25 protein-coding genes, 1 pseudogene and 1 riboswitch are annotated in these 26,231 nt (G+C 66.2%); of the genes and pseudogenes, 15 read left to right on the forward strand and 11 right to left on the reverse strand.

All coding sequences use genetic code 11. The features are described from left to right. Positions 1 to 53: 53 nt before the first annotated feature. Both AC6LJY_RS22515 and ubiE read right to left on the reverse strand, forming a co-directional pair. A complete protein-coding gene (locus tag AC6LJY_RS22515) occupies positions 54 to 1,055 on the reverse strand; it encodes a Tim44 domain-containing protein (RefSeq protein ID WP_046807659.1) in 1,002 nt (333 codons plus the stop codon). A gap of 177 nt (positions 1,056 to 1,232) precedes the next feature. Then, positions 1,233 to 2,009, reverse strand: coding sequence for a bifunctional demethylmenaquinone methyltransferase/2-methoxy-6-polyprenyl-1,4-benzoquinol methylase UbiE (gene ubiE / locus AC6LJY_RS22520; RefSeq protein WP_046807660.1), 777 nt, complete (start codon positions 2,007 to 2,009; stop codon positions 1,233 to 1,235). A gap of 163 nt (positions 2,010 to 2,172) precedes the next feature. Between ubiE and phoB the strand changes: the two genes are divergently transcribed. The 8 genes from phoB (at position 2,173) to serA (ending at position 11,376) form a co-directional block, all read left to right on the forward strand. Continuing rightward, the gene (phoB, locus tag AC6LJY_RS22525; RefSeq protein WP_006227196.1) at positions 2,173 to 2,871 is read left to right on the forward strand and encodes a phosphate regulon transcriptional regulator PhoB; all 699 of its coding nucleotides are present in this window, start codon (positions 2,173 to 2,175) and stop codon (positions 2,869 to 2,871) included. A 12-nt stretch (positions 2,872 to 2,883) separates the two neighbouring features. After that, positions 2,884 to 4,191, forward strand: coding sequence for a phosphate regulon sensor histidine kinase PhoR (gene phoR, locus AC6LJY_RS22530; protein ID WP_104144788.1), 1,308 nt, complete (start codon positions 2,884 to 2,886; stop codon positions 4,189 to 4,191). A 166-nt stretch (positions 4,192 to 4,357) separates the two neighbouring features. Further along, positions 4,358 to 5,044, forward strand: coding sequence for a heavy metal response regulator transcription factor (locus tag AC6LJY_RS22535; RefSeq protein WP_104144789.1), 687 nt, complete (start codon positions 4,358 to 4,360; stop codon positions 5,042 to 5,044). Between the two features lie 187 nt (positions 5,045 to 5,231). Beyond that, positions 5,232 to 6,608, forward strand: coding sequence for a heavy metal sensor histidine kinase (locus AC6LJY_RS22540; RefSeq protein WP_082134682.1), 1,377 nt, complete (start codon positions 5,232 to 5,234; stop codon positions 6,606 to 6,608). Between the two features lie 124 nt (positions 6,609 to 6,732). Continuing rightward, entirely contained in the window at positions 6,733 to 8,538 is a 1,806-nt protein-coding gene (locus AC6LJY_RS22545) for a copper resistance system multicopper oxidase (protein WP_498136815.1), read from the forward strand. Positions 8,539 to 8,541: 3 nt separating this feature from the next. Continuing rightward, positions 8,542 to 9,534, forward strand: a complete 993-nt coding sequence (locus tag AC6LJY_RS22550; RefSeq protein ID WP_498136816.1) for a copper resistance protein B — start codon at positions 8,542 to 8,544, stop codon at positions 9,532 to 9,534. Between the two features lie 92 nt (positions 9,535 to 9,626). Beyond that, entirely contained in the window at positions 9,627 to 10,082 is a 456-nt protein-coding gene (locus tag AC6LJY_RS22555; RefSeq protein WP_498136807.1) for a DUF411 domain-containing protein, read from the forward strand. Positions 10,083 to 10,179: 97 nt separating this feature from the next. Next, positions 10,180 to 11,376, forward strand: a complete 1,197-nt coding sequence (gene serA / locus AC6LJY_RS22560; RefSeq protein WP_046806577.1) for a phosphoglycerate dehydrogenase — start codon at positions 10,180 to 10,182, stop codon at positions 11,374 to 11,376. A gap of 69 nt (positions 11,377 to 11,445) precedes the next feature. Here serA and AC6LJY_RS22565 read toward each other — a convergent pair whose 3' ends face one another. Then, positions 11,446 to 12,309, reverse strand: a complete 864-nt coding sequence (locus AC6LJY_RS22565) for a LysR family transcriptional regulator (RefSeq protein WP_498136808.1) — start codon at positions 12,307 to 12,309, stop codon at positions 11,446 to 11,448. Between the two features lie 149 nt (positions 12,310 to 12,458). On the opposite strand from AC6LJY_RS22565, the gene AC6LJY_RS22570 reads away from it, so the two are divergent. Continuing rightward, positions 12,459 to 12,890 (forward strand): VOC family protein, encoded by a 432-nt coding sequence (locus tag AC6LJY_RS22570; protein WP_046806579.1) that lies wholly within the window; start codon positions 12,459 to 12,461, stop codon positions 12,888 to 12,890. A gap of 37 nt (positions 12,891 to 12,927) precedes the next feature. Here AC6LJY_RS22570 and AC6LJY_RS22575 read toward each other — a convergent pair whose 3' ends face one another. Beyond that, positions 12,928 to 13,629: a GntR family transcriptional regulator gene (locus AC6LJY_RS22575; protein WP_314365200.1), complete on the reverse strand. Its 702-nt coding sequence runs from the start codon at positions 13,627 to 13,629 to the stop codon at positions 12,928 to 12,930. 138 nt (positions 13,630 to 13,767) lie between these two features. Beyond that, on the reverse strand, positions 13,768 to 14,406 hold the full coding sequence (locus AC6LJY_RS22580) for a trimeric intracellular cation channel family protein (RefSeq protein WP_046806581.1): 639 nt from the start codon (positions 14,404 to 14,406) through the stop codon (positions 13,768 to 13,770). 234 nt (positions 14,407 to 14,640) lie between these two features. On the opposite strand from AC6LJY_RS22580, the gene AC6LJY_RS22585 reads away from it, so the two are divergent. Next, positions 14,641 to 15,510: a universal stress protein gene (locus AC6LJY_RS22585; RefSeq protein ID WP_046806582.1), complete on the forward strand. Its 870-nt coding sequence runs from the start codon at positions 14,641 to 14,643 to the stop codon at positions 15,508 to 15,510. A 71-nt stretch (positions 15,511 to 15,581) separates the two neighbouring features. Here the strand turns inward: AC6LJY_RS22585 and AC6LJY_RS22590 are convergent, their stop codons facing one another. The 3 genes from AC6LJY_RS22590 to metX all read right to left on the reverse strand — a co-directional run bounded on the left by AC6LJY_RS22590 (position 15,582) and on the right by metX (position 18,849). After that, on the reverse strand, positions 15,582 to 16,892 hold the full coding sequence (locus tag AC6LJY_RS22590) for a muropeptide transporter (RefSeq protein ID WP_255444674.1): 1,311 nt from the start codon (positions 16,890 to 16,892) through the stop codon (positions 15,582 to 15,584). A gap of 47 nt (positions 16,893 to 16,939) precedes the next feature. Beyond that, complete coding sequence (gene metW, locus AC6LJY_RS22595) at positions 16,940 to 17,554, reverse strand: methionine biosynthesis protein MetW (RefSeq protein ID WP_046806583.1); 615 nt, start codon at positions 17,552 to 17,554, stop codon at positions 16,940 to 16,942. Beyond that, complete coding sequence (gene metX / locus AC6LJY_RS22600) at positions 17,551 to 18,849, reverse strand: homoserine O-succinyltransferase MetX (protein ID WP_498136809.1); 1,299 nt, start codon at positions 18,847 to 18,849, stop codon at positions 17,551 to 17,553. Before metX ends, metW begins: the two co-directional genes overlap by 4 nt. Continuing rightward, positions 18,839 to 18,920: riboswitch (SAM riboswitch) on the reverse strand. (Overlaps the previous gene by 11 nt.) A gap of 150 nt (positions 18,921 to 19,070) precedes the next feature. Here metX and AC6LJY_RS22605 point away from each other — a divergent pair. Then, positions 19,071 to 20,078: an Ldh family oxidoreductase gene (locus tag AC6LJY_RS22605; RefSeq protein WP_046806584.1), complete on the forward strand. Its 1,008-nt coding sequence runs from the start codon at positions 19,071 to 19,073 to the stop codon at positions 20,076 to 20,078. 22 nt (positions 20,079 to 20,100) lie between these two features. On the opposite strand, the gene AC6LJY_RS22610 is transcribed toward AC6LJY_RS22605, so the two are convergent. After that, entirely contained in the window at positions 20,101 to 20,997 is an 897-nt protein-coding gene (locus AC6LJY_RS22610) for an AEC family transporter (protein WP_046806585.1), read from the reverse strand. A gap of 236 nt (positions 20,998 to 21,233) precedes the next feature. Between AC6LJY_RS22610 and AC6LJY_RS22615 the strand changes: the two genes are divergently transcribed. After that, on the forward strand, positions 21,234 to 21,479 hold the full coding sequence (locus AC6LJY_RS22615; RefSeq protein ID WP_046806638.1) for a helix-turn-helix domain-containing protein: 246 nt from the start codon (positions 21,234 to 21,236) through the stop codon (positions 21,477 to 21,479). On the opposite strand, the gene AC6LJY_RS22620 is transcribed toward AC6LJY_RS22615, so the two are convergent. Beyond that, complete coding sequence (locus AC6LJY_RS22620) at positions 21,469 to 22,041, reverse strand: hypothetical protein (RefSeq protein ID WP_046806586.1); 573 nt, start codon at positions 22,039 to 22,041, stop codon at positions 21,469 to 21,471. The genes AC6LJY_RS22615 and AC6LJY_RS22620 overlap by 11 nt on opposite strands. A 43-nt stretch (positions 22,042 to 22,084) precedes the next feature. Between AC6LJY_RS22620 and AC6LJY_RS22625 the strand changes: the two genes are divergently transcribed. The 3 genes from AC6LJY_RS22625 (at position 22,085) to AC6LJY_RS22635 (ending at position 25,201) form a co-directional block, all read left to right on the forward strand. Then, a complete protein-coding gene (locus AC6LJY_RS22625) occupies positions 22,085 to 22,993 on the forward strand; it encodes an alpha/beta hydrolase (RefSeq protein WP_082134598.1) in 909 nt (302 codons plus the stop codon). A gap of 32 nt (positions 22,994 to 23,025) precedes the next feature. Continuing rightward, positions 23,026 to 24,597 carry a glutamate--cysteine ligase gene (gshA, locus tag AC6LJY_RS22630; protein WP_498136810.1) on the forward strand — a complete coding sequence of 524 codons (1,572 nt, stop codon included), beginning with the start codon at positions 23,026 to 23,028 and terminating at the stop codon, positions 24,595 to 24,597. An 85-nt stretch (positions 24,598 to 24,682) separates the two neighbouring features. Then, complete coding sequence (locus tag AC6LJY_RS22635) at positions 24,683 to 25,201, forward strand: lipocalin family protein (protein WP_046806589.1); 519 nt, start codon at positions 24,683 to 24,685, stop codon at positions 25,199 to 25,201. Positions 25,202 to 25,265: 64 nt separating this feature from the next. Here the strand turns inward: AC6LJY_RS22635 and AC6LJY_RS22640 are convergent. After that, positions 25,266 to 26,207: pseudogene (locus AC6LJY_RS22640) on the reverse strand (M14 family metallopeptidase); the annotation flags it as partial. Positions 26,208 to 26,231 lie beyond the last annotated feature (24 nt).

Below are 26,231 nucleotides of genomic sequence, written 5' to 3' on the forward strand. Positions count from 1 at the left end.
TGCCCTGGGGCATCCGGCAACGGAGGACAGAGTCAGCCCCGATCAAACAGCGTTTAGCTGGCCAGATCCACGGGGATCTGTTGAATGCCGGCCAAGAGCCAGCCGCCATTGGCGGGCTTGAACAGGTTCCAGACTTCTTCGAAGCGGAAGGCTTCGGCGCCCGGGGCCTCGCGCAGCATGCCGGAGAAGCGCACGCTGGCCAGGTGGCCGTCGGACACGGTTTCGATACCCAGCATTTCGGCGTTCAGCAAGACCACTTCGGTCTTGTTGGGCGCTGCGCCGCGCTCGGCCAGTTGCGGCTTGAGCTCGGTAATCAGGTCATCGGTCAGGAAGTCGCGCAGGCCATCGGTGCTGCCGCTGTCCCACACGGCCTGGATGCGCACGAACTGCTCCTTGGCCTGCTTCAGGAAGGCGGGCGTGTCGAAATCACCCGGCACGAACCAGTTGTTGTCCTCGCCGGCCTTGGGCAGCACGGCCGGAGGCGCCACCGGGGCGGCAGCGGCAGCGGCCGGAGCGGCGGCGGCGGTGGGCTTGAGCGCTTCACGCCACATCGGCTGCTGTTGCTGGCCGGGTGCGTTGTTGGCGCCATTGAACGCGCCTTGCGTTGCCGTACGCGGACCCGCGCCACGCAGGCGGCGGATGATGAACATGACGGCGAACACAACAGCGGCGATCAGCAGCGCGGAACCGAGGAATTCGGCGAACGCGCCCGACAGGCCCATGCTGGACAACAAGGCGGCGATACCCAGGCCGGCGGCGATGCCGGCGATGGGGCCAAGCCAGCGCGACGCGCCGCTCTTGGCGGCGGCGCCCGCGGCACCGGCCGTGGCTGCACCGGCGGCTGCCGGGGCGGCGGTGGCGCCGGCCGTGTTGTTGGCGGCGGCCGGCGGCGTGGTGGCCTGGCGCTGCTGGGTCACATTGGAGGATTGGCGGCCGACGCTGCTGCCGCCACCCGCACGACGGGCTTCGGCATCAAACGATGCCGTCACCAACGCCGCGCCGGAAACGGCGATGAGCGCTGCGGCGACAAACCGCGAAAGACAGAATTTGGTCATAGAGTTAGCTCCCTCGTACTCGCGCCCCCGCTGCCCCGAGCAGCAAGGAGTCCCACGGACAGCGGGACCTATTCGCGACTTTTCTTACAGTAATCTGAATGTCGTAAGAATAACGGACAAGATGCCGCCCCACAAGTTCCCCGTGGGGGGACAAATCATCCGATGGACACGCCGGGCTCAGCCCAGGCGCACGCCCTCGTGCAGGGCGGCGATGCCGGCGGTCAGGTTGAAGTACTGCACCCGTTCCAGCCCGGCGCTGCGCAGCATGTCGGCCAGGGTTTCCTGGTCGGGATGCATGCGGATGGATTCGGCCAGGTAGCGATAACTGGCCTCGTCCTTGGCGACCTTCTTGCCCAGCCAGGGCAGCACATTGAAGGAATACCAGTCATAGGCGGGGGCCAAGGGCTTGGCCACGCGCGAGAATTCCAGCACCAGCAGCTTGCCGCCCGGCTTGAGCACGCGGGCCATTTCAGCCAGCGCGCGGTCTTTATGCGTCATGTTGCGCAGGCCGAAGGCCACGCTGACGCGGTCGAAATAACCGGTGGGAAACGGCAGGCGCTCGGCGTCGCAGACGGCGGTGGGCAGCAACAGGCCCGCGTCGGTCATGCGGTCGCGACCCACGCGCAGCATGGAATCGTTGATGTCGGTCAGCCAGACTTCGCCGGTGGGGCCGGCGCGCTTGGCGAAGGCCTTGGCCAGGTCGCCCGTGCCGCCCGCGATATCCAGCACCTTCATGCCGGGGCGGATGGCGGCGCGGCCAATGGTGAAGGCTTTCCAGACCCGGTGCAGGCCGGCCGACATGAAATCGTTCATGACGTCGTAGCGCTGGGCAACCGAATGGAAGACTTCGGCAACCTTGCGGGCCTTTTCGCCTTCAGGCACCGTTTGAAAGCCAAAATGCGTGGACTGGGCGTTGTCCTGCGCGGAATGTTGCGATTCGGAGGGGTTTTGCATGGTGAATTCCCGATATATCGTGGCAATGGTAGCCTATCGGCCCCCAGCGGCGGCGCGAAGAACCTGCCTGCGGGACGCCCTGCGGTCACATACCTGAAATATTGCGGCCATACTATCGCAATGTTCGCGCCGCGCCGGCGCTCAGAAGCGTGCCAAATTCGCCATGTCCAGCACCATCCTCGTCGTCGAAGACGAACCCGCAATCCAGGAACTGATCGCCGTCAACCTGTCCTTCGCGGGGCACAAAGTGCTGCGCGCCTTCGACGCCGACCAGGCCCAGACCCTTATCCGCGCCGAACTCCCTGACTTGATACTGCTGGACTGGATGCTGCCCGGCACTTCCGGCCTGGCGATGGCGCGCAAGCTGCGCAACGACGAGCGCACCCGCGCCGTCCCGGTCATCATGCTGACCGCCAAGGGCTCCGAGCAAGACAAGGTCGACGGCCTGGAAGCCGGCGCCGACGACTACATCACCAAGCCGTTCTCGCCCAAAGAGCTGATGGCCCGCATCAAGGCCGTGCTACGCCGCCGCGCGCCGCAGCTGACCGACGACGTCATCGACGTGGGCGGCCTGAAGCTGGACCCGGTCACGCACCGCCTGTCGGGCAACAGCCAGTCGCTACAGATCGGCCCCACCGAATTCCGCCTGCTGCACTTTTTCATGACGCACCCGGAACGCGTGTTCTCGCGCTCGCAACTGCTGGACCAGGTCTGGGGCGACCACGTGTTCGTTGAAGAACGCACGGTTGACGTCCACATTCGCCGCCTGCGCAAGGCGCTGGAACCCAGCGGCCACGACGCGCACGTCGAAACGGTGCGCGGCAGCGGTTACCGGTTTACGGCACAGCTGCCCACGCGGTAAAACTGCCGCACGATGATCTGGCTGCGCACACTTTTCCTGGTCGCCCTGTGGGCGGTGATTGCATTACTGGCGCAATGGCTCATAGGAGATCCTTGGGGCTGGCTGGTGTTTTGCGCCGCGCTGACCTCCATGTTGCTCTGGCGCAGTTGGCGCCTGACGCTGGTATCCCACTGGGCCAATCACCCGGACACCTCTCCCCCCGCTTCCGTCGGGCCATGGGACGACATCCTTGCTCCCCTTTACCGCTATACCCGCGCTCGCGCCAGGGAACTGGCCGAAACCCGCGACACCATGCAAGGCATGCTGGCCGCCGCCCAGGCCTTGCCGGACGGCGCGGTCACGCTGAATGAAGACTTTCAGATTGACTGGTGCAACCGCATGGCGCGCCAGCATCTGGGTTTGCGGCTGCCGGCCGATCGTGGCCACAACCTGCTGAACCTGCTGCGCGCGCCCGAGTTCGTGGAATACGCACATCGCCCGGCCTGGCCAGAGCCCATCCTGGTGCGCCTGGGCCAGCAAGGCCAGGAACGGCTGATGATGATGCAGCTGACCGCCTACGCCAGCAATCAGCGGCTGCTTATTACCCGCGACGTCACGCAGATCGAGCGCCTGGAAACGACGCGCCGCGATTTCGTGGCCAACGTGTCGCACGAGCTGCGCACGCCGCTGACCGTGCTGGCCGGCTTTCTGGAAACGCTGCGCGACATGCCGGCTGACGCGCTGCCCGAAGAACAGCGCGCGCAGTACATCGACATGATGCATGAGCAAGCGCAGCGCATGCAGGCCATCGTGGAAGACCTGCTGACCTTGTCCACGCTGGAATCGTCGCCGGGCAGCGACCCGCGCGCCATCAACATGGGCGCGCTGCTGCAAAAGGCGCGCCAGCAGATCGAGGCGCTGTCGGGCGGCCGCCATGTGCTGGAATGGCATATCGACGACACGCTGGACGTGCTGGGCGCGGAAACCGAACTGACCTCGGCGCTATCGAACCTGCTGACCAACGCGGTGCGCTACACGCCGGACGGCGGCACGATCACCGTACGCTGGGAACGCGAAACCGATGGCGGCGCGCGCTACAGCGTGCAGGACACCGGCATCGGCATCCCGGCCCGCCACCTGCCCCGACTGACCGAACGGTTCTATCGCGTGGACCGCGGGCGTTCGCGCGCGGTGGGCGGCACCGGCCTGGGGCTGGCGATCACCAAGCACATCGCCATGCGCCACGACGCCGAATTGCTGATCACCAGCGAACCGGGCAAGGGCAGTGTGTTCGCCCTGCGCTTTCCGCCGGAGCGCATCGCGATCGGCGAAGCGGCATAGAAGGCGCGTCGCCGACGCCGGGCTGACAGCCCGGCGTTGACGCGCACGGCGGGCGTCGGATCGCCCCCGCCATCCCCGGCGCCACGGCCTGCGCCCGGCCTTTCGGCCCCGCGCGGGCGCCGCGCGGGTGGGGCGCGGGTGGGGCGCGGGTGGTAAATTCCCGGCCATGCGCATCCTGGTCATTGAAGACGAACCCAAGCTGGCCGACTACCTGAAGAAGGGCTTGTCGGAGCAGAGCCATGTCGTGGACCTGGCGCGCAATGGCGTGGACGGACTGCATCTGGCGCTGGAAGGCGACTACGACCTGATCGTGCTGGACGTGATGCTGCCCGGCGTGGACGGCTTCGGCATTCTGGCGGCCGTGCGGGTTCGCAAAAACACCCCCATCCTGATGCTGACCGCGCGCGATGCGGTGGAAGACCGCGTGCGCGGCCTGGAAGGCGGCGCCGACGATTACCTGGTCAAGCCCTTTGCTTTTTCTGAACTGCTGGCGCGTGTGCAGGCGCTGCTGCGCCGCGGCCGCGCGCAAGAACCCACGCTGCTGCGGCTGGCCGACCTGGAGCTGGACCTGGCCAGCCGCCGCGCCCAACGCGGCGGCCGCCGGCTGGACCTGACCGCCAAGGAATTCAGCCTGCTGGCGCTGCTGCTGCGCCGCCAGGGCCAGGTGCTGTCGCGCACCACGCTGGCCGAACAGGTGTGGGACATGAATTTCGACAGCGATACCAACGTGATCGACGTCGCGGTGCGCCGCCTGCGCGGCAAGCTGGACGACCCGTACGACACCAAGCTGCTGCATACGGTGCGCGGCATGGGCTACGTGCTGGAATCGCGCCACCCGCCGCTGCCGGCATGACGCGGGCTGCCCAGTGGCCGCGCCGATGAAGCTGCCTCCATGTCGCTGCTCCCATGTCGCTGCTCCCATGTCGCTGCCCCATGTCGCTGCCCCATGTCGCTGCCCCATGTCGCTAGCCCGATAACGCTGCCCGCATGACGCCCCTCCCATGAAGCCGCCCCGCTCTCGCCCGCCCCGCATCCGCTCCATGCAGGCCCGACTGACGCTGCTGCTGGGCGCCATCGCGTTGCTGGTTTCCAGCCTGGCGGGCGCGACCTTGTTCTGGGCGTTGAAGCGTGAAGTGGAACGCCAGGAAATTACCGAGGTCAGCGGCAAGCTTGAACTGATCGACCACCTGATCGACATGCAGAACAGCGCCAGCGGCCTGCACGACCTGGCCGCCACCTTCGACGAGATGCGCGCCGGGCAGGGCCAGTTGGGCATCTGGATCGTGGACGCGCAAGGCCATGCCGTCTACGGCGGACCGCCGCCCGACACGCTGGAAACGGTGGACGGCCGGCAGGTGGTGCTGCAAAGCGCCGACGGCGGCCGCATGCGTGGCCTGCGCGTGGCCATGAACGACCGCATCCTGCCCGGCGCCCACCTGACGGTGGCCGTCAGCACCCGCACCAGCGGGCAATTTTTGTACGCCTACGGCACCGCACTGGTGCTGATCTGCGCGCTGTGGGTCGGCGCGACGGTCGTGCTAGCGGCCTGGGCGGTGCGCCGCAGCATGGCGCCCACCCGACGCCTGTCCGAGCAGGCCGCGCGCATCCAGCCCGACAACCTGGCGCATCGGCTGCCGCTGGCCGACACCGACCGCGAACTGCATGATCTGGTCATATCGTTCAACCGCACGCTGGAGCGGCTGCAAGCGGCCTACCAGCAGATGGAAGGCTTTAACGCCGACGTGGCGCACGAGTTGCGTACGCCGCTGGCCACGCTCATTAACGGCACCCAGGTCATGCTGTCCTCGCCACGCGATGCCGCCGAACTGCGCGACGCGCTGGCATCCAACCTGGAAGAACTGGAAGACCTGAAAACGCTGGTCAACGACATGCTGTTTCTGGCCCGCGCCGACCGTGGCGAACTGGCTGCCGACCTGGCGCCGGTATCGCTGGCCGCCGAGGCGCGCCGCGTGGCGGACTATTACGAAGCGATGTTGGAAGAGCAAGGCGTGCATCTGCGTTGCGAGGGCGATGCCAAGGTGGTGGCCAACGCCGGGCTGGTGCGCCGCGCGCTGGCCAACCTGATCGCCAACGCGATCAAAGCCACACCGGCCGGCCGGGACATCGTGGTGTTGTGCTCGGCCGTGCCGGGCGGCGCGAGGGTCGAAGTGTGCAACGCCGGCACCCCGATTCCTGCCGCCGACCTGCCCCGCATCTTCGACCGGTTCTTCCGGTCGGGCCAAAGCCGCGCCCCGCGCAGCGAAGGCCACGGGTTGGGCTTGGCCATCGTGCGCGCCATCGCCCGCATGCACGGCGGCGACGTCGACGCAACGTCGGACGCCAGCGGCACGGTGGTGGGCATCACGCTGCGTGGACCGGGGGCCTTCCGGTCCGATTTTCCGCACGACGTGGCGTAGCAGTATCCGCCGGGCGGGACGTCGAACATTACAAAAACGTAATCTACGCGACAGGATCGGGTCACCGCCGCCTTCCTACAGTGTCATCACGGTCATTCCCTCAAGGATTCTTGTGAAAGACGCTATGCCGCGTATCGGCCACGACACGCCCTTCGCCACCCCGCGCGCGGCTCTGTCGCGCCGCCGTTTTGTACAGGGCCTTGCCACCGGTGGCGCCTTGGCGTCGCTGGGCGCCTGGCGCTCGGCGTTGGCTGCCTCCACCGGCCCTGCCGCCACCGAACTGCGCGGCACCGAGTTCCATCTGGAAATCGGCGAGACGCCGGTGAACTTCACCGGCGCGGCCCGCATCGCCACCACCGTCAACGGCCAATTGCCCGCGCCGCTTCTGCGCTGGCGCGAAGGCGACACCGTCACGCTGCATGTGACCAACCGGCTGCGTGAACAGACGTCGATCCACTGGCACGGCATTCTGCTGCCGTCGGACATGGACGGCGTACCCGGCCTGAGCTTTGGCGGCATCGACCCCGGCCAGACTTTCACCTACCGGTTTCCCGTGCGCCAAAGCGGCACGTACTGGTATCACAGCCACTCGGGCTTTCAGGAACAGACCGGCTTGTACGGCGCGATTGTCATCGACCCTCACCATCCGCCCGCCATCGCCGCGGACCGCGATTACACGGTGCTGTTGTCGGACTGGACGGACGAAGATCCCATGCGCGTCTTCAATAAGCTGCGCGTGATGCCCGACTACTACAACGGCATCCAGCCCAGCGTGCAGAGTTTGTCCGCCGACGCGCATGGCCGGGGCTGGGGCCCCGCGTTGTCCGAGCGCCTGATGTGGGAACAGATGCGCATGAACCCGACGGATCTGGCCGACGTGTCGGGCGCCACCTACACGTTCCTGACCAACGGCGCGACGCCCGCCGGCAACTGGACGGGCCTGTTCAAGCCAGGCGAACGCATCCGGCTGCGCTTCATCAATGGATCGGCAATGACGTACTTCGATGTGCGCATTCCCGGCTTGAAAATGACGGTGGTGGCCGCCGACGGACAGGACGTGCGGCCGGTGGACATCGAGGAATTTCGCATCGGGGTGGCCGAAACGTATGACGTGATCGTGGAACCGAAGGACGCGCGGGCCTACACGATATTCTCGCAAGCTATGGACCGCTCGGGCTATGCGCGCGCCACGCTGGCGCCGCGTGCCGGCATGCAGGCCGAGGTGCCGGAACTGGACCGCGTGCAATGGCTGGGCATGATGGACATGGGCATGTCGCATGGCGCGCCGGGTGATGTGCCCGGTGACACCGGTGCGTCGGGCCACGGCGCCATGAATCACGGCGACGCGCACGCCAAGCACGCGACGGACGCCATGCCAGCCACGCCATCCGCGCAAGGTGGCATGGTGCAGGTCAAACACCCGTACCCGACGGAGCGCGGCGTGGGCAATTCCATGTTGCCGGACGTCGTATCCACGCGCCTGGACGACCCTGGCGTGGGCTTGCGCGACAACGGCCGCCGCGTGCTGACCTACGCGGACCTGCACTCGGTGCATCCTCCCGAGGACAACCGCGCGCCGTCGCGCGAAATCGAATTGCACCTGACGGGCAACATGGAACGCTACATGTGGTCGTTCAACGGCGTGAAGTTTTCGGACGCCAAACCCATCTTGCTGCGCTACGGCGAACGCGTGCGCTTCGTGCTGGTCAACGACACGATGATGACGCACCCCATCCATCTGCACGGCCTGTGGAGCGACCTGGAATCGCCCGACGGCGCGTTCCAGGTGCGCAAGCACACCATCACGCTGAACCCGGCGCAGCGCCTGAGCTACCGCGTCAGCGCCGACGCGCGCGGACTCTGGGCGTATCACTGCCACCTGCTGTATCACATGGAGGCCGGCATGTTCAGAGCGGTCGTGGTGGAGTAAATGATGAGACCCCTTACCTCTCTGATGGGCCTGTGCGCCCTGTCGATAACGCTGGCCACGACGGTCGCCTCGGCCCAACCCGCCGATGTCGATCATGGCGCGATGGATCATTCCGGCATGCATCACGGCGCGGCGCAAGCGCCCGCCCTCGCCGCAACGGATCACGGCAACATGGACCATGGCGACATGGGGCACGACGGCGCCCCCCAAGCCGCCCCGACGGCCCCCGCCGCGCCGCCCGTGGGCAGCCTGCCTGCCAGCGATGGGGCGGCCACCGATGGGGCGGCCACCGATGGGGCGGCCACCGATGGGGAGGCCGAACGCGGCTACGACAGCTACGGCATACACCCGCACATGATGGACGACATGCCGGCCTGGCAGGTGCTGTTCGACAAATTCGGCGTGTCACGCAACCGCGATGGCCAGAACGCACAGCAATGGGACGGGCGCTTCTGGTTCGGCACGGCCACCGACCGGCTGCTGGTCAAATCGGAAGGCGAACGCGAGAACGGTGAGGGCTCGGACGGTAAAGTCGAAGCGTTCTGGAGCCACGCCGTCTCGCCGTTCTGGGACCTGCAACTGGGCGCGCGCCGAGACATCGGCACCGGCCCCAAGCGCAATTGGGCCGCCATCGGCATCGAAGGCGTGCTTCCCTACAACATCGAACTGGAAACCACCGCCTACGTGGGCGCGTCGGGTCGCACGGCACTGGCGCTAAAAGCGGAGTACGACCTGTTGTTGACCCAACGGCTGATCTTCACGCCCGAACTCGAAGCCAGCCTGTACGGCAAGTCCGACCCCGCGCGCGGCATCGGTTCGGGGCTGTCCGAAGGCTCGCTGTCGTTCCGGCTACGCTACGAAGTCACACGCGAATTCGCCCCGTATATCGGCGTATCCTTTGACCGGAAGTTCGGCCAGACAGCGCGCTACGCGTCCGACGCAGGCGCCAGCCGATCGCAGACTGCGCTGATGGCCGGCGTGCGATTCTGGTTTTGACGGCCGTGGCCGCATCAACGCCGCTGCCGTCGCATCACGGTGACAGTCGCCGTCACAGCGCCCATTTTTTTCCTTTACCCGATCGGAGCATCATGAACGTTTCCCGCCTGACTCGCCTGGTTCTTGCCGCCGCGCTGTGCGCGCCGACCTTCGTCATGGCCCAAGGCCCCGTCAAGGTCGAGGTCTGGAAGACGCCCACCTGCGGCTGTTGCGAAGACTGGGTCAAGCACATGCGCGATAACGGCTTCACCGTCACCACGCACGATGTGCAGGACACCGGCCCCATCCGCCGCAACGCGGGCATGGCTGACTACGGGTCGTGCCACACCGCGATGGTCGACGGCTATGCGGTCGAAGGCCATGTGCCGGCGCGCGACGTGCGCCGCCTGCTGCTGGACAAGCCCGACGCGGCCGGCTTGGCCGCCCCCGGCATGCCGCTGGGATCGCCCGGCATGGACGGCCCCGAATACGGCGGCCGAAAGACGCCGCACGACGTGCTGCTGGTGGACAAGCAAGGCGGCGCGCGGGTGTACGAGGCCTACCGTTGAAACAATTCATCCACACCGCCTCAATGGCTACTCCTTGCAGTGCAGCAAAAATGCGCCACAATAAATAACACGTACTTCTCACCACCCCCTGGCAGTCATGGCAAAAATCGTCCTGTTCGAGAACATCCATCCGAGCGCCCGCGCGGTCTTCGAAGCCGCCGGCTACACCGATATCGTCACGCACGCCGCCGCATTGCCGGCGTCGCAGCTGCACGACGCCCTGCGCGGCGCGCAGGTGGCGGGGATCCGTTCTCGCACGCACCTGGATGCCGCCTTGCTGTCCAGCCCCGACCTGCGGGTGGTGGGCTGCTTTTGCATCGGCACCAACCAGGTCGACCTGGACGCGGCCATGCAGCGCGGCATCCCGGTGTTCAACGCGCCGTTTTCCAACACCCGCTCGGTTGCCGAGCTGGTGCTGGGCGAAGCCATTTTGCTGCTGCGCCGTATCCCCGAAAAGAACGCCCGCGTGCATCTGGGCCATTGGGACAAGAGCGCCGCGGGCGCCTTTGAAACCCGTGGCAAGACGCTGGGCATCGTGGGCTACGGCAACATCGGCTCGCAGATCAGCACGCTGGCCGAAGGCCTGGGCATGCGCGTCGTCTATCACGACGTCGAAGCCAAGCTGCCGCTGGGCAACGCGCGCCCCGCCGGCACGCTGAACGAGCTGCTGGAACAGGCTGACGTCGTCACCCTGCATGTGCCGGGCGGCAAGTCGACCGAAAACATCATGAACGCGGAAACCATCGCGCGCATGCGTCGCGGGTCCATCCTGATCAACGCCTCGCGCGGCGCCGTGGTGGACATCGATGCGCTGCACGCGGCGCTGAAGTCCGGCCATCTGGCCGGGGCGGCGCTGGACGTGTTCCCGACCGAACCCAAGAGCGCGGACGAACCCTTGGCCAGCCCGCTGATCGGCATGCCCAACGTCATCCTGACCCCGCATATCGGCGGCAGCACGCAGGAATCGCAAGAGAACATCGGCCGCGAAGTGGCTGAAAAACTGGTGCGTTTCCTGCAAGCCGGCACCACCAAGGGCGCGGTCAACTTCCCCGAACTGCCGTACCTGGAACCGGCCGGCGCCACCCGCATCCTGCACGTGCACCGCAACGCGCCGGGCGCGTTGGGCACGCTGGACAACCTGATGGCGCAACACGGGCTGAACATCGTCAGCCAGACGCTGCAAACCAAGGGTCAGATCGGCTACGTGATCACCGACGTGGAAGGCCAGGTGGATGACATCGTCATGACGACGCTGCGCAGCCACCCCATCACGGTCCGCTGCGACCGGCTGTAAAGGCCGACAGGCGCGTGGCCCGGTCCGCAAGCAAACGGACCGGACCACGCGTTTTTTCATGCCCGCCGCTCAGGATTGCGCGGCCGCCACCAGGCATTCCGCCATTTTCTCGCGCACGCTGCCACTGTCGAAAGGCAGGCGGCCGATGATGCCGATGTCCCGGTGAAACGCATGTTCCTCCAGCGGCACCAGCCGCAAGCCCGTCAGATCCAGGCCACGCAATTGCGGCAATAGCGCCACGCCCAGGCCGTGCCGCACCAGGTTGGCGATGGCGTCAATCTCGTCCAGCTCGACGGCCTCATGCACATTGATGCGGTGTTTCTTCAGAAAGATATCCACCACGCGCCCGCCGAACGACGCGCGGTCGTAGCGGATGAAAGGCTGCGTGGCCAGCACATCGCGCCACGGCGCCAGCGGCATGGCCTCGGGCATGGCCAGCACCACGGGTTCGCTCAGCAGGCGCTGCCAACCCAGCTCGGGCGGCAACGCGAAGGGCGGGCGGATCAGCACCGCCATGTCCACTTCGCCCGCGTCCACCTGACCCAGCAGGGACAGCGACACGCCGGGCACGATGCGCACCCGCACGTCGGGATACACCGCGCGAAAGCGGCCCAGCGCGTCCACCAGCAAATCGTGCTGCACCGAGGCGATGGCGCCGATGCGCAATGACCCGCTCACGTGTCCCGCCCCAGCCGTGGTGACCAGGCGCTCGGCCATGGCCACCAGCTCTTCGGCCTGCGGCAGCATCTCGCGGCCATGGGCGTTCAGCACCGCCGCGCGCGCGCCCCGGTCAAATAGCGCCACCCCCAGATATTCCTCCAGCCGCTTGATCTGGGCGCTGACGGCGGACTGCGTCAAACCCAGGTGCGTGCCGGCGCCGGTGAAAGTGCCATCCCGGGCCACGGCAATGAAGGTCTTGAATTCTTTGATCACGAACAATCAATTTTTTTTGGTCTAAGGCACAAAAAATATCGTTTTTCAATCAAAAAAACAATCCCTAAACTAGGCGCTGGTGCTAAATACAGCACGCTGCACCCTGCGGGGATCCGCAGTCCGACCTTTTTGAATGACCCGGAGTTTTCATGACCGCCCAAACCAACCTGCCGCCGTTCCACTTGGCCTTTCCGGTCCGCGACCTGGCCGAAGCCCGCGCCTTCTACGGCGAAAAGCTGGGCTGTCCGGAGGGCCGTAGCTCGCCCGAATGGATCGACTTCAACTTTTACGGCCACCAGATCGTTGCCCACCTGGCCCCCAGCGAATGCGGCCACAACGCGACCAGCGCCGTGGACTCGCACAACGTGCCGGTCCGCCATTTCGGCGCGGTGTTGTCGATGGAGCAGTGGGAAGCCATGTCCAAGCGCCTGATCGACGCGGGCACGGAATTCGTCATCGAGCCCTACATCCGCTTCAAGGGCGAAGTCGGCGAACAAGCCACGATGTTCTTCCTGGATCCGTCGGGCAACGCCCTGGAATTCAAGGCGTTCAAGAACATGGATTCGCTGTTCGCCAAGTAATTCCGCCGACCGCGCGCAACCGGCCTGACCGGCCGGTTTACGCGCTGCGATAACGCGGGTTTGCCTCTTGCGCGGCCTGTTCGGCGGCTTCGAGATACGCCTCGATAATGCTGGGCAGCACTTCGTGCACATAGGTGCGCGTGAGCTGGGCCGCGCGGTCCACATCGCGGTTGGCCAGCGCCAGCGTAATGCCGTGGGTGTACGACTGGATGGTGTGGTTTTCCATCGAGCGGCGGGCCAGCAGGAATCGCAGCGGCTCGACCTGCTCGTAAAGCTTGCTCAACATGCTGGTCAGCGGCGTGTTGCCGGTGTAGCGGGCGCAAGCCAGATAGAACTCGCGCGCGGCGGCGATGCAGGCGCGCGCGTCTTGCTTTGCCATCGATGCGGCGATGGCCTCGTCGTAGCCGCGCAGCTCGGCCACCAGCGGCGCCAGGTCGTCCATGTCGGCCAATTGCCGCAGGCAATAGGCCTCAAGCTCGGCGCGCAGCTGGTACAGATGGCGGATTTGCGTTTCGGTATAGAGCGTGGCCCGAAAGCCCTTGCGTTGGATATGCGTGACCAGGCCGCCCAATTCCAGCAGCCGCAAGGCTTCACGGATGGGGCTGCGGCTGGTGCCGAATCGCTGCTCCAGCTCTTGCTCGCGCAAGGGCTGACCGGGCCGGATAGTGCCGTCCACTATCAATTCACGAATCTGTTCCTGAAGAAAATACGGAATCGTGGCGGGCGCTTTTACGTCCAATCGGCTCCCCTTGACTGCCCGAGGCATGTGTTGAGAGACCGAAAGATACTAGAAATTTCTTGAAACACAAATAAGAAAATTGTTGCAGAGGGCCGGTGTGGCCCCCCGGCAGGCGGAACGGGACGCACTGCGGCAGGCTCAGTCCCAATCGTCGCGATACACGAACTTGGGCATTTGCCAGTTAAAGCGCAATGCCAGCAGGCGCAGGGCCAGGCCCGCCGCCAGCGCCAGCGGCACGGCCGCGTTGGCCGACAGGCCCAACGACTGCCCGCCCAAATACAAGGCCCCGGTCACCACGGACACGCTGGCGTAAAGCTCCTTGCGAAACAGCAGCGGCACCTCGTTGCAGAGCACGTCGCGCAGCACCCCGCCCGCGCACCCGGTGATCATGCCGCTGATGAGCACGACTGTGATCGGCAGCTGCATCATCTGCGCCACTTGGCAACCGATCACGGTGAACGCCACCAGCCCCAGCGCGTCGGCCAGCAGGAACAGGCTGCGCAGGCGCCGCATCACCGGCGCGATCAGGGCGGTCAGAATCGCCGCGCCGCCGGTCATCCACAGATACTCCGGGTGGATGACCCAGGTAAGCGGGTAATGCCCCAGCAAGACGTCGCGCAGCGAACCGCCGCCCAGCGCCGTCACGCACGCAATGATGCACACCCCCATCCAGTCCATGTCGCGCCGGCCGGCCGACAACGCCGCGGTCATCGCCTCGGCCACGATGGCGACCAGGTACAACGTGTGCAGCAACAAGGGGGAAATGTCAGAAAGCATGGGGAAGAATCAAGAAAGCCGGTGATGTAACCCGCCCATTGTATTGAGCCTGACCCCGCGCAAGCGGCCATTGCGGCGCCCGACCTCATCGCTTACGCTGGTCCGTGCGTTGATATCGATCAATCCCCAGTCCGCGTCGCGGCGCGACAATGGGGCATTGCCCCCGCAAGGGAGGTACCTGCCAGGCTGGCGGACGCGGGAGTCGCCACTCTGGCTACAACCGGGAGATAACGTATGACACAGCAAATCGGCCCCATCCTGTTGGCCACGGACCTGAGCGCGCGCGGCGATCGCGCCCTGGACCGTGCCTTGCAGCTGACGAAAGAACTGGGCACCAAACTGATCGTGTTGCACGTCATGGAAAACCATGCCAACTCGGCGCGTCTGACCACCCCGGTCTGGCGGCGGCTGTCCAGCGACCACAAGGCCCTGGCAGAGCGCGAGCTGGCGGAAGACCTGGCCGCCGCCGATGTGCCGACCGAAGTGGTAGTGGTGTCTGGCGATCCGCTGGCGCACATCACGGAAACGGCCGACAGCTTTGGCTGCTCGCTGATCGTCACCGGCACCGCTCGCGACGAAACGCTGGGTCGGCTGCTGTTGGGCACCACCGTCGAAAAGCTGGTGCGCCAGGCGCGCCAGCCCGTGCTGGTGGTCAAGACCCGGCCGCGTCGACCGTATCGCGACGTGCTGGTCGCCACTGACTTCTCCGACGGCTCGCGCCATGCGTTGCGCGCGGCGCTGCAACTGGTGCCCAACGCCAACCTGACGCTGTTCCACGCGTATGACGTGCCGTTCCAGGGCAAGCACACCCCCGAAGACGCCGTCTCGCGCAGCTTTCACCAGGAAGCCGAGCAAAGCGCGCGCGAGTTCACGGCCAGCACGCCGGAACTGGCGGGGCTGACGCCGCCCAAGGTGGTGCTGGAAGCGGGCCAGCCCGAAACGGTCTTGTCGGAATATTCCTTCCACCACCGCTCGGACCTGGTCGTGACCGGCACGCATGGCCGCACCGGCATCCTGCGCACCGCCATCGGCAGCGTGGCCGAACGCCTGCTGGAATCGTTGCCCAGCGACGTGCTGATCGTCCGCCTGCACGACGAAGACTGACGCCGCACGCGGGTCGACAATAAAAACGCGGCGCCTGGTGCGCCGCCTTTTTCATGGGCTGAGGCCTGCCTTCAGGCCTGGTCGCCCTGCTTTTCCATCGCGTCGATCGTGCCGCGCAGCCTATGCAGCAGCACGAGCCCCGGCAGCGCGATCAGCACCGTCAGCAGGAAAAACCCCGGCCAGTCCAGGCGCTCGACCAGCGGCGGAGTCAGCGGCCCCGCCAGATAGGTACGGCCCACGGCCGACAGCGCCGACAGCAACGCAAACTGGGTCGCCGAAAACCGGCGCTGGCACAGCGCCATCAACAAGCCCACGAACGAAGCCGTGCCCAGGCCGCCACACAGGTTTTCAATGCCGACGCCAGCCGCCATCAGCGACAGGTTCTTGGGGCTGACCGCGATCAGCCAATACGCCAGGTTCGACACCGCCTGTAATAGCCCGAAGGCCATCAGCGACCGATACAAGCCCCAGCGAGCCATCAGCGAGCCACCCGCCAGCGCCCCCACGATGGTGGCCGCCAGGCCCAGCACCTTGTTCACGGTGCCGACCTCGGTAGGCGTGAAGCCCGCGCCCCGGATCAGGAAGGTGGTGGACAGCGCGCCTGCGAACGCGTCGCCCAGCTTGTACAGCACGATCAGCAGCAGGATCGCCAGCGCGCCACGGCGCGTGAAGAACTCGTGCAGGGGCTCGCCAATGGCCGCGCCCAGCGTACGGGGCGCGTGGGCGACGTGCTCGGGCTCGGGCGCCAGCAGCGTGGCCACCGCGCACAGCAGCATCAGCGCGCCCATCAGCACATAGGTGTAGCCCCAGCCGATCCATTGGTCCGCCAGGATCAGCGCCAGCCCGCCGGAGGCGATCATCGCCAGCCGGTAGCCCATCACCTTCACGGCCGCGCCCGCGCCCCGTTCTTCCTTGCGCAGCACGTCAGTGCAATAAGCGTCGAACGCGATGTCCTGCGTGGCGGACAGGAAAGCGACCACCACCGCCAGCAAAGCCAGCGGCATCAAGGCGTTGGACGGCGACAGCGCGCCCATTGCCATGATGGTGATGGCCAGCAACAGCTGCGTCACCAGCATCCAGCCGCGCCGCCGGCCGAGCAGCGGCGGCACATAGCGGTCAACGAAGGGAGCCCAAAGAAACTTGAGGGTGTAGGCGGTGCCCACCAGCGTGAGGAAACCAATTTCCTGCAGCGGCACGTTTTCGACCGTGGCCCAGGCCTGCAAGGTACCGCCGGTCAGCGCCAAGGGCAGTCCGCTGGCAAAGCCCAGGACCAGCAAGGGGGCCACGCGGGGGCTGGTATAGACGTTGGATACAGCGGTGATGACGGTCTCCTGAAACGCGCCGCACGGCGCAACAGGCGTTGCGTCGCGGGCTTGCGGCATTTTAGGGCCTGTTGCCGCGCGCCGTCAGGAGGATCGGTGTCGGAATGTCAGGGCGTGGCAAAACGGTACACCGCCAGCGTGCTGCGCCAGCTGGGAAACAGCTTGACCTCGTGGCCTTCGTTGAACGTGGCGCGTTCAAGAATGCGCAGGTTCAGTTCGCCAGCCAGTTGTTCGAAATCGCGCAGCGTGCACAGGTGGATGTTCGGCGTGTTGTACCACTGATAGGGCATCTGGCCGGTGACCGGCATGCGCCCACGCAAGATGGCCCAGCCATGCGGCCAGTAGCCGAAGTTGGGAAACGACACGATGCCGTGACGCGCCACGCGCGCCATTTCACGCAGGATGTGTTCGGTGCGGTGCATGGACTGCAAGGTCTGCGACAACACCACGGTATCGAACTGTTTGTCGTCAAACAGCGCCAGCCCGTCTTCCAGGTTCTGCTGAATGACTTCCACCCCGCGCCGCACGCACGCGATCACACAGGTGTCGTCCAGTTCAACGCCCGCGCCGCGCACCTGGCGGTGGTCGCGCAGGTGCGCCAGCAGCGCGCCGTCGCCGCAGCCCAGGTCCAGGACGCGGCTGCCCGGTTCGATCCAGCCGGCGATGCGCGCCAGGTCAGGCCGCAGCGCGGCATGGGCATAGCGGGGGGTCACGGGATTCATTCGGAGCGTCCTTCGGTCTGCGCGGCGTCGGCGGTCAGGCCAAGTTCGCGCGCGATGCGTTCGTAGTAGCCACGGACCACCGCGTGATAGCGGGCGTCTTCCAGCAGGAAGGCGTCGTGCCCGTGCGGCGCATCGATTTCGGCGTAGGTGACAGGGCTGGCGTTCTTGAGCAGCGCGCGCACGATTTCGCGTGATCGCTCGGGAGGGAAACGCCAATCGGTCGAAAACGACACCAACAGGAAATCGGCCTTGGCAGGCGCCAGCGCGCGCGCCAGGTCGCCGCCCGTGGTGCGGGCCGGGTCGAAATAATCCAGCGCGCGCGTGATCAGCAGATAGGTATTGGCGTCGAAATAACGGGTGAACTTCTCGCCCTGATAACGCAGGTAAGACTCCACTTCGAATTCGACGTCGTAGCCGTAGTGGTAGGCGCCGTTTTCGGCCGGCGCGCGTTGGGCGCGGCCAAATTTTTCGGCCATGTCGTCATCGGACAGGTAGGTGATGTGGCCGATCATGCGCGCCACCGACAGGCCCCGGCGCGGCACCGTGTCTTCAGCATAGTAGTCACCGCCGTGGAAATCCGGGTCGGTGATGATGGCGCGGCGCGCCACTTCGTTAAAGCCGATGTTCTGCGCCGACAGGCGCGGCGTGCTGGCGATCACCACGCAGTTGGCCACGCGGTCGGGCAAGGTGATGGCCCAGCTCAGCGCCTGCATGCCGCCCAGCGATCCGCCCATCACGGCGGCAAAGCGTTCGATACCGAAGTGGTCGGCCACGCGGGCTTGGGCGCGTACCCAGTCTTCCACTGTCAGCACCGGAAACGCCGCGCCCCAGGGCTTGCCGGTGGCCGGATTGATGCTGGCCGGCCCGGTCGAACCGAAGCACGAGCCCAGGTTGTTGACGCCGATGACGAAGTAGATATTGGTGTCCACCGGCTTGCCGGGGCCGACCATGTTGTCCCACCAGCCCACATCGCTGGGGTTGTCGGCCGCTTGCCCGGCGACGTGGTGCGACGCGTTCAGCGCGTGGCAGATCAGCACGGCATTGGTGCGCTGCGCGTTGAGCGTGCCGTAGGTTTCCACGGCAAGTTCGTAGGCAGCCAACGATTGGCCGCTAAGCAACGGCAGCGGTTCATCGAAGCGGATGAAGGTGGGTGCGACCAGGCCGACGGAACCGGGATCAACGGTGTCGGAGGTCGTGACGGTGGCGGGAGCGAACCCGCTGGCCGGATCAGCGGCCAAATCAGCGGCCAAATCGGCGGCCGAATCACCGGCCAAATGTTGGGCAGGAGTGGTCATACGGACCTCTTTAGCTGGATTTATTGGAAGGCGCCCGCAAGCGGATCAGGCAAATCGGCGCCGAAATATGGATGCTGCATTGGGTGCAGCGACAGGAATTCTAGCATTGCCGTCAGATGCTGCAAGGGCGCCGGCCTGGTGCGAAAATGCGTGTTATCCGCGACATCCCCTGCCCGCCTTCTTTGCGCGGGCGCGCGAATCGCCCCTCTGACAGGAAGGATATGGCTCACATCTATCTGGACGAACTGCAACACCTGGCCGCCGCCGCGCTGGCTGCCGCCGGCGCCAACCCGGCCATGGCCGACAGCACCGCGCGCGCCCTGGTTTTCGCGGAAAGCCAGGGCATCAGTTCGCACGGCCTGTCGCGCGTGCCGTTCTACGCGGGGCATTTGCGCGCGGGGCGCGCCATCGGTTCGGCCGTGCCGCGCATCGTGCACGAACGCGGCGGCGCGGCGCTGATCGATGCGGGCTCGGGGCTGGCATTTCCCGCCTGCGCGATGGCCGTCGAGCAAGCAGCCGTGCGCGCCCGCGAACATGGCATCGCCTTCATCGGCGTGGCCAACAGCCACCATTTTGGCGAAGCGGCCTATCACCTGGAGGCGCTGGCGGACGCCGGGCTGGTGGCGCTGGCGCTGAGCAATTCGCCAGCCGCCATGCCCGCCTGGGGTGGCAAGCGGCCGCTGTTCGGCACCAACCCCATCGCCGCCATCTTTCCCCGCCGCAATGGCGCCCGACTGGTCATCGACCTGTCGCTGTCGCAAGTGGCGCGCGGCAAGCTGATGATCGCCGCGCGCGACAACCAGCCCATTCCGCTGGGCTGGGCGCTGGACGCCAATGGCGAACCCACTACCGATCCAAAGGCCGGGCTGGCCGGCAGCATGCTGCCCGCGGGTGGCGTCAAGGGCGCGATGCTGGCGCTGATTGTGGAATTGCTGGCGTGCGCGCTGACGGGCGCGCACTTTGGTTTCGAAACCGAATCGTTCTTCGTCGATGCCGGCGGCCCCGCTCAACTGGGGCAGGCGTTCATGGCGATCGACCCCGGCGCGCTGGCGGGCAACAACGCCTATCTGGAACGTGTCGAAACGCTGGTGGACGCCATGCTGGAAGATGATGGCGTGCGCCTGCCGGGCGACCGCCGCCGCAAGTTGCGCGACGAAGCGATCAAGCACGGCGTGGACGTTCCTGACCCGCTGATGGCGCAACTGCGCGACATGGCCGGCGTGGCCTGACTGCCCGGCGGGTATTGCGTCGTCAGGCGCCGTGGGTGAACCAGAGCATCAGCGGCGCCAGCAGCAGGAACACCACGGTCGACACCAGCACGGCGCCCGCCGCCGTGTCGCCCAGCGTCGTGTAGCGCTTGGCGTACATGTAGCTGACCACCGCGCACGGCATGGCCATCTGCAAGGTCAGCGCGCCGGCCAGCACGGGCTCAAGGTCTAGCGCCCACACCACGGCCAACCCCGCCGCCAAGCCCACCACCAGCCGTATCGCGGCCACCTTGGCGCCGTCGCGCAGGCCGTTGGACGGGATCAGGGCCAAGGCGTGGCCCAGGCTCAACAGCATCAAGGGCACGGTCACCGCGCCCAGCATATGGGCGGTGTCAATGACCCAGGCGGGCACCGGCACATGCAGCAGCCGCAATGCCACCGCCACCACCGAGGCCAGCAAAATGGGGCTTTTCCAGCTGCCCTTGGTATTGACGCCCGGCAACAGCCGCACGGCAATGGTGTGCATGACGAAAGAATTGACCGCGAAGAACGCCACCGCCACCGACAGGCCCGCGTCACCGAACGCCAACTGAGAGATAGGCAGGCCCAGGTTGCCGGCGTTGGGCAGGCTTGCCGTGGGCAGCAAGGTGCGCACCGGCAGCTTCCACACTTTGAGCAGCAGCGCGCCGACCAGCGCACACAGCAGCAACGCCGCGACGGTGGCGATCGCCACATCCGCCAGCGCGCGGTCATCCAGGTGCGTCGTCACAAAGGTATGGAACACCAGCGCAGGCGTGGTCACGGACGTCACCAATGTGGTGATGAACGCGCCGCCAAAGGGGATATCGCGCTTGCCCCACAGCACCCCGATGCCCACGCAAGACAACAAAGGCAGCATCAGCACGATGGCTGACAGGTAGAACTGGGCGATGGCCAACATACAACTATTCCGTCAAAGATAAGTGGATCAATGCGCGAAAGCATCAATGCTTGCTTGGCCGCCGCGCGGGCCGCAGCATGCAGCAACTTCACTACAAGGGGGCACTGCCCCGGGCCACCATGACCGCACCGCTTCGCTTCGCCGCGCTTCGAGGATCATCCGCATTCCAGCGCTTGTGCGCCTTCCATCCGGACCTGGCCCAGCGCGGTGGGCCGCTATCATCATTGGGGCCGCCGATGCCCGCGATGCATTCGCTGGGCAAGCTGCCCCCCTACAAAGCGCTGTCCGACCGCCAGGCGGCGTGCCTGTATTGGGCGGCGGCGGGCAAGACCAGCTGGGAAACCAGCCGCATCCTGGACGTCGCGGAAAGCACCGTGAATTTCCATTTGCGCAACGCTTGCACCAAGCTGGGCGTACGCGGGCGCCGCACGGCCGTGGTGGTGGCCCTGCGCCACGGGCTGCTGGACAGCGTCATCGAGTAACCGGGTTGGCCGGGCCCGGCTTGCCGGGGTTGACCACCACCGATCTCAGGAATTCGCGCGCGCGTTCGGCGGGCAGGCTTTCTTGGGTGCCCGCGGCCACGGCCTCGATCAGCATGGTGTCGGTGACCCAGACCTTGGCCACCAGCCAGCCGGGCTTGCCCATGGCCTTGCCGTGCACTTCAAAGTCCTGCCCATAAGCCGGCCATTCCGTGGGCGGCGGGGCCTGCATATTCGTGTACAGCGAATGCATCAGCGCCATGCCCAGCGCCTGCTTGGCGGCCGGGTCGGCGGCAATGTCCGGCGGCAGCGGGGCCGAGCCCACCGCGAACACGGCCTCGCCCACGGTTGCGCTCGACAGGGTAAAACGCAGGGTATGGGTGTCCAGGCGCAAGTCCCGCGTATCGGTCGAGACCCGGTCGGGGAATGCCGCGCGCACGTGGCCGTCGGCCACGTCCACTTCGCGCCAGTTGTAACGGGGCGAGCAGGCGGCAACCAACAAGGCCAACCCTACAAACAGGCCGGCTTTCTTGAACATGAAACGAAACAGCGATGAAATCGTCATTACCGTAGACCCGACGGCCCATTCATTTCGAGGAATGCTGAAATTGTCGCCGATTTCCATCACCCCCGCGCCCGACGGCACGCCATTGGCCAACTATCTTTGGCCCGCCGCGCCCAATGTGCCGCCCCCTGTTACCGGGCCAGGCACGCCCAGCGTGTACCTGATGCACGGCCTGAGCGAACACGCCGGCCGCTATGACCGCCTGGCCCGCTGGCTGGCCGCGCGCGGCTGGACCGTGGGCGCGCACGATCACCGCGGCCATGGGCGTTCCGGCGGCCCGGCCGCTACCCTGGCCCACCAGGACGACCTGGTCGTGGACGCCGTCGACCGCCTTCGCGCCTGGACCGCGCTGCAAGGCCGCCCGCCCATTGTGCTGGCCCACAGCCTGGGCGCGCTGGTGGCGGTGCGCATCGCCCTGCGGCGCCTGGCCGAGCTGGACGCGCTGGTGCTCAGCTCGCCGCCTTTCGTCGTGAATGTGCCGATGTGGGTGCGCCGCACCCTCACCTGGATGTCGCTGCATGCGCCCGACCTGCGCGTGCCCCATGGCCTGGCGCCTGCCCGCATCTCGCATGACCGGGCCGTCGTCAAAGCCTACCGATCCGACCCGCTGGTGCGCCGGCGCATGACCGGCCGGCTGGCCCGCTTTGTCGACGAAGGCGGCCGGGAATCGCTGCGCGAAGCCGATCTTCTGCCCTGTCGCACCCTGTTGATGGTGGCCGGCGATGATTCCATCGTGGCCGCCGAAGGCAGCCGCCAATTCGCCCAGCGCGCGCCCGCGCAATTGCTGACCCTGCGCTGGTACGACACCGCCTGGCACGAAATTTTCAATGAAACGGCCCCAATTTCTGATCCGGTTTATGCTGACCTGGACGAATGGCTGGCGCGCACGGCGCAGGCATTGTCCCTGCCCCCAGTACTGACTCCCTCGGCACAGGAGGCCGGCACCCCGTAAAATCCCGCGACAGACCCAAACGAGAAGAATCCGTGACTGATACCGCCGCCAACCGCCTCTCCCGCCTAGAGGCCAACCGCTCGCTGCTGACCCAGACGTTGCGAGGCATTGAAAAAGAAGGCCTGCGCGTGGACGAGCAGGGCATTTTGTCGCGCACGCCCCACCCGGCCGGCCTGGGGTCGGCGCTGACCAATGAACACGTCACCACCGATTACTCGGAATCCCTGCTTGAGCTGATCACCGGCACGCACACCGACGTCAATGCGCTGCTGGCCGAGCTCACCAACACCCATCGCCACGTGTACAGCGTGCTAGATCACGAGCTGATTTGGAACCAGTCCATGCCGGCCACGCTGCCGGCTGAAGCCGACATCCCTATCGCCTGGTACGGCAAGTCCAACACCGGCATGCTCAAGCACGTGTATCGCCGCGGCCTGGCCGAGCGCTACGGCAAGCGGATGCAATGCATCGCCGGCGTGCACTACAACTTCTCGCTGTCTGAAGATTTGTGGTCCGTGCTGGACACGCAAGCCGGTTCCGCGCAAGACCGCCGTTCGCGCGGCTATATCGGGCTGATCCGAAACTTCACGCGCTATTCCTGGCTGCTGATGTACCTGTTTGGTGCGGCGCCCGCGCTGTCCAGCGACTTCCTGAATGGCCCTGACCACCCGCTGGAACGCCTGGGCGACCACACGCTGTACCTGCCCTACGCCACCAGCCTGCGCATGAGCGATCTGGGCTATCAGAACAAGGCGCAGTCGCAGCTCAAGCTTTGCTACAACGACCTGGATACCTTCCTGGGCCGGCTGTACGACGCCGTGACGCAAACGTGGCCCGACTACGAGAAGATCGGCACGCATCGCAATGGCGAATGGATCCAGCTGAACACCAACGTGCTTCAGATCGAAAACGAGTACTACTCCAGCATCCGCCCCAAGCGTGCCACCGGCCGCTGCGAACGCCCCATCACCGCCCTGGCGGAACGCGGCGTGCAATACGTGGAAGTGCGCTGCCTGGATATCGACCCCGAATCGCCCGTGGGCATCGACGCCGACACCAGCCGCTTTGTCGACGCGTTCCTGCTGTTTTGCACGGCATCGGACAGCCCGTTCTTCCCCGCCAACGGCTACTGTCAGCGCAGCGCCGACAACTTTTCCACCGTCGTCAAAGAAGGCCGCAAGCCCGGCCTGATGCTGGACCGCGAAGGCAAGCCGGTGGCGCTGAAAGAATGGGGCCACGAATTGCTGGACCAGATCGCGCCGTACGCCGCGCTGTTTGATTCGGCCCTGGGCGGCACTGCCTACGCCGATGCGCTGGCCGCGCAGCGCGTCAAGCTGGACCAGCCCGAGGCCACGCCGTCCGCGCGCCTGTTGCAGTCGTTGACGCAAAGCGGCCTGTCGTTTCACGACTACTCGCTGGCGCAAAGCCGCAAGCATGCGGACACGCTGCGCGCACAAGCCCTGCCGTCGGACCTGGCGGCGGCGTATCAACAGGCGGCAACGCAGTCCACGGAAGAGCAGCAGCGCATCGAGCAGTCGGACACGGTGGACTTCGCGACCTACGTGGCGCGCTACCACGAGGCCCTGAAGGCCCCGCGTAAATAAGGCGTATCGTTAGGGTTTGCGTACGCGGCGCCTGCCTGACGGGCAAGCGCCGCGCTTCGGTCAGTCTCACTCTGGAGGTTTTTCAATGCGCCGCACCGCAACATTCCTGATGGCCCTGGCAGCCAGCGTGGGCATCGCCCATGCCGCGCCGCCGCCCATGCAGACCGTGGATTCGGTGGACCTGAAACGCTATGTCGGCATGTGGTACGAAATCGCCAATTTCCCCATGTTCTTCCAGCGCAATTGCGTCGGCGATACCACCGCCGAATACACCGCGCACCCCGACGGCACCATCGGCGTGAACAATCGCTGCCGCACCAAGGACGGCGATATCGACTCCGCGTCCGGCACCGCCACCGTCGTGGAAGGCAGCAACAACGCCAAGCTTGAAGTCACCTTCTTCAAGCCGTTCAAGGGCGATTACTGGGTGATCGGCCTGGACCCGGAATACCGCTGGTCCGTGGTGGGTACGCCCGACCGCAAGTACCTGTGGATTCTGTCGCGCTCGCCGCAATTGCCCAAGGAAGAATTGGACAAGGCCCTGGCTGCCGCGAAGGCGCAGGGCTACGAGCTGGACGAACTGCGGTACACCCCGCAGAAATAAGCAGAACGCCGGCCGGCGCCGGCTCCCGCTAAGAGTCGCCCTACTTGGCGCGGCTCGGCGATCAGCCCGCGTAGTCGCGGGCCAGGCGCACCACCGTCACGCCGGGCTTCAGCTGGCGCAGCGACGGCATGATCAACGTGCAGTTGTCATAGGGCGTCACGATCGGCTGGCCATCTGCCCAGCCGATCACCGAGCCGGCTTGCGCCAGCGTTTCCAGGCCGGTCCAGGGTTGCGCAAACGTCACGTCCATCGACGGCGCCACCACGGCGTCCGTCACTTCCAGCACGCGTTGGGTATCGGGATCGGGCAACAGCCAGCCGGCCGGCACGTCGGCCGCGTCCACCACGCCGGATTCCACCAACATGCGAGCCACCATGTCTCGCGCGACATCGCGCGAGGCCAGCTCGCCATGGAAACCGCATTCGATCAGCAAGGCACACGCGTCGTCGCGCGCGGCATCGCCGAACTGCGCAAAGTCGCGCATGCGCACACCGTCTTTGTGGCCGGCGTCCACGATCACATGCTGCGGCGCCTTCAGGCGGCGCGCCAGTGCGATGTTGCGCGGCAAAACGCCCGTCAACAACAAGGGCGCGCCCGGCTCGTGCATGGAATGCAGGTCCAGCAGCCAGTCCGCACGCTGCACCCAGGGGCGCAGCGCCGCACCGCGTTGGCGGTCGGCGGTGGTGGGGTTGTCCAGGCGCTCGGCGCTCCAGACGCGGTTCATGTCTTCGGTAACGAAGCGCGAGGCATCGTGCTTGGCCAGATCGAAGCGGTCAAACGCGTCCAGGTTGCAGAAGGCCAGCGTCAGGCTGCCCCGGCGCGGCTTCACGCCGGCCGCCAGCAGATCCTTCAGCGCCCACGCGCCGCACAGTTCGTTGCCGTGCACCAGCGCGCTTACCATCAGCGCACGCCCCGGCACGCCGGAATCAAAATGCCAGACGCCCGGCGTATCGGTATTGCCCGCGCGTTCGGCGGCGAGGTCGGGAACGGGAAGCTGAAATTGCATGGTGAGATCCGCTTTCTGACGTAG

This window comes from Achromobacter sp. RT286_PF, assembly GCF_059760425.1.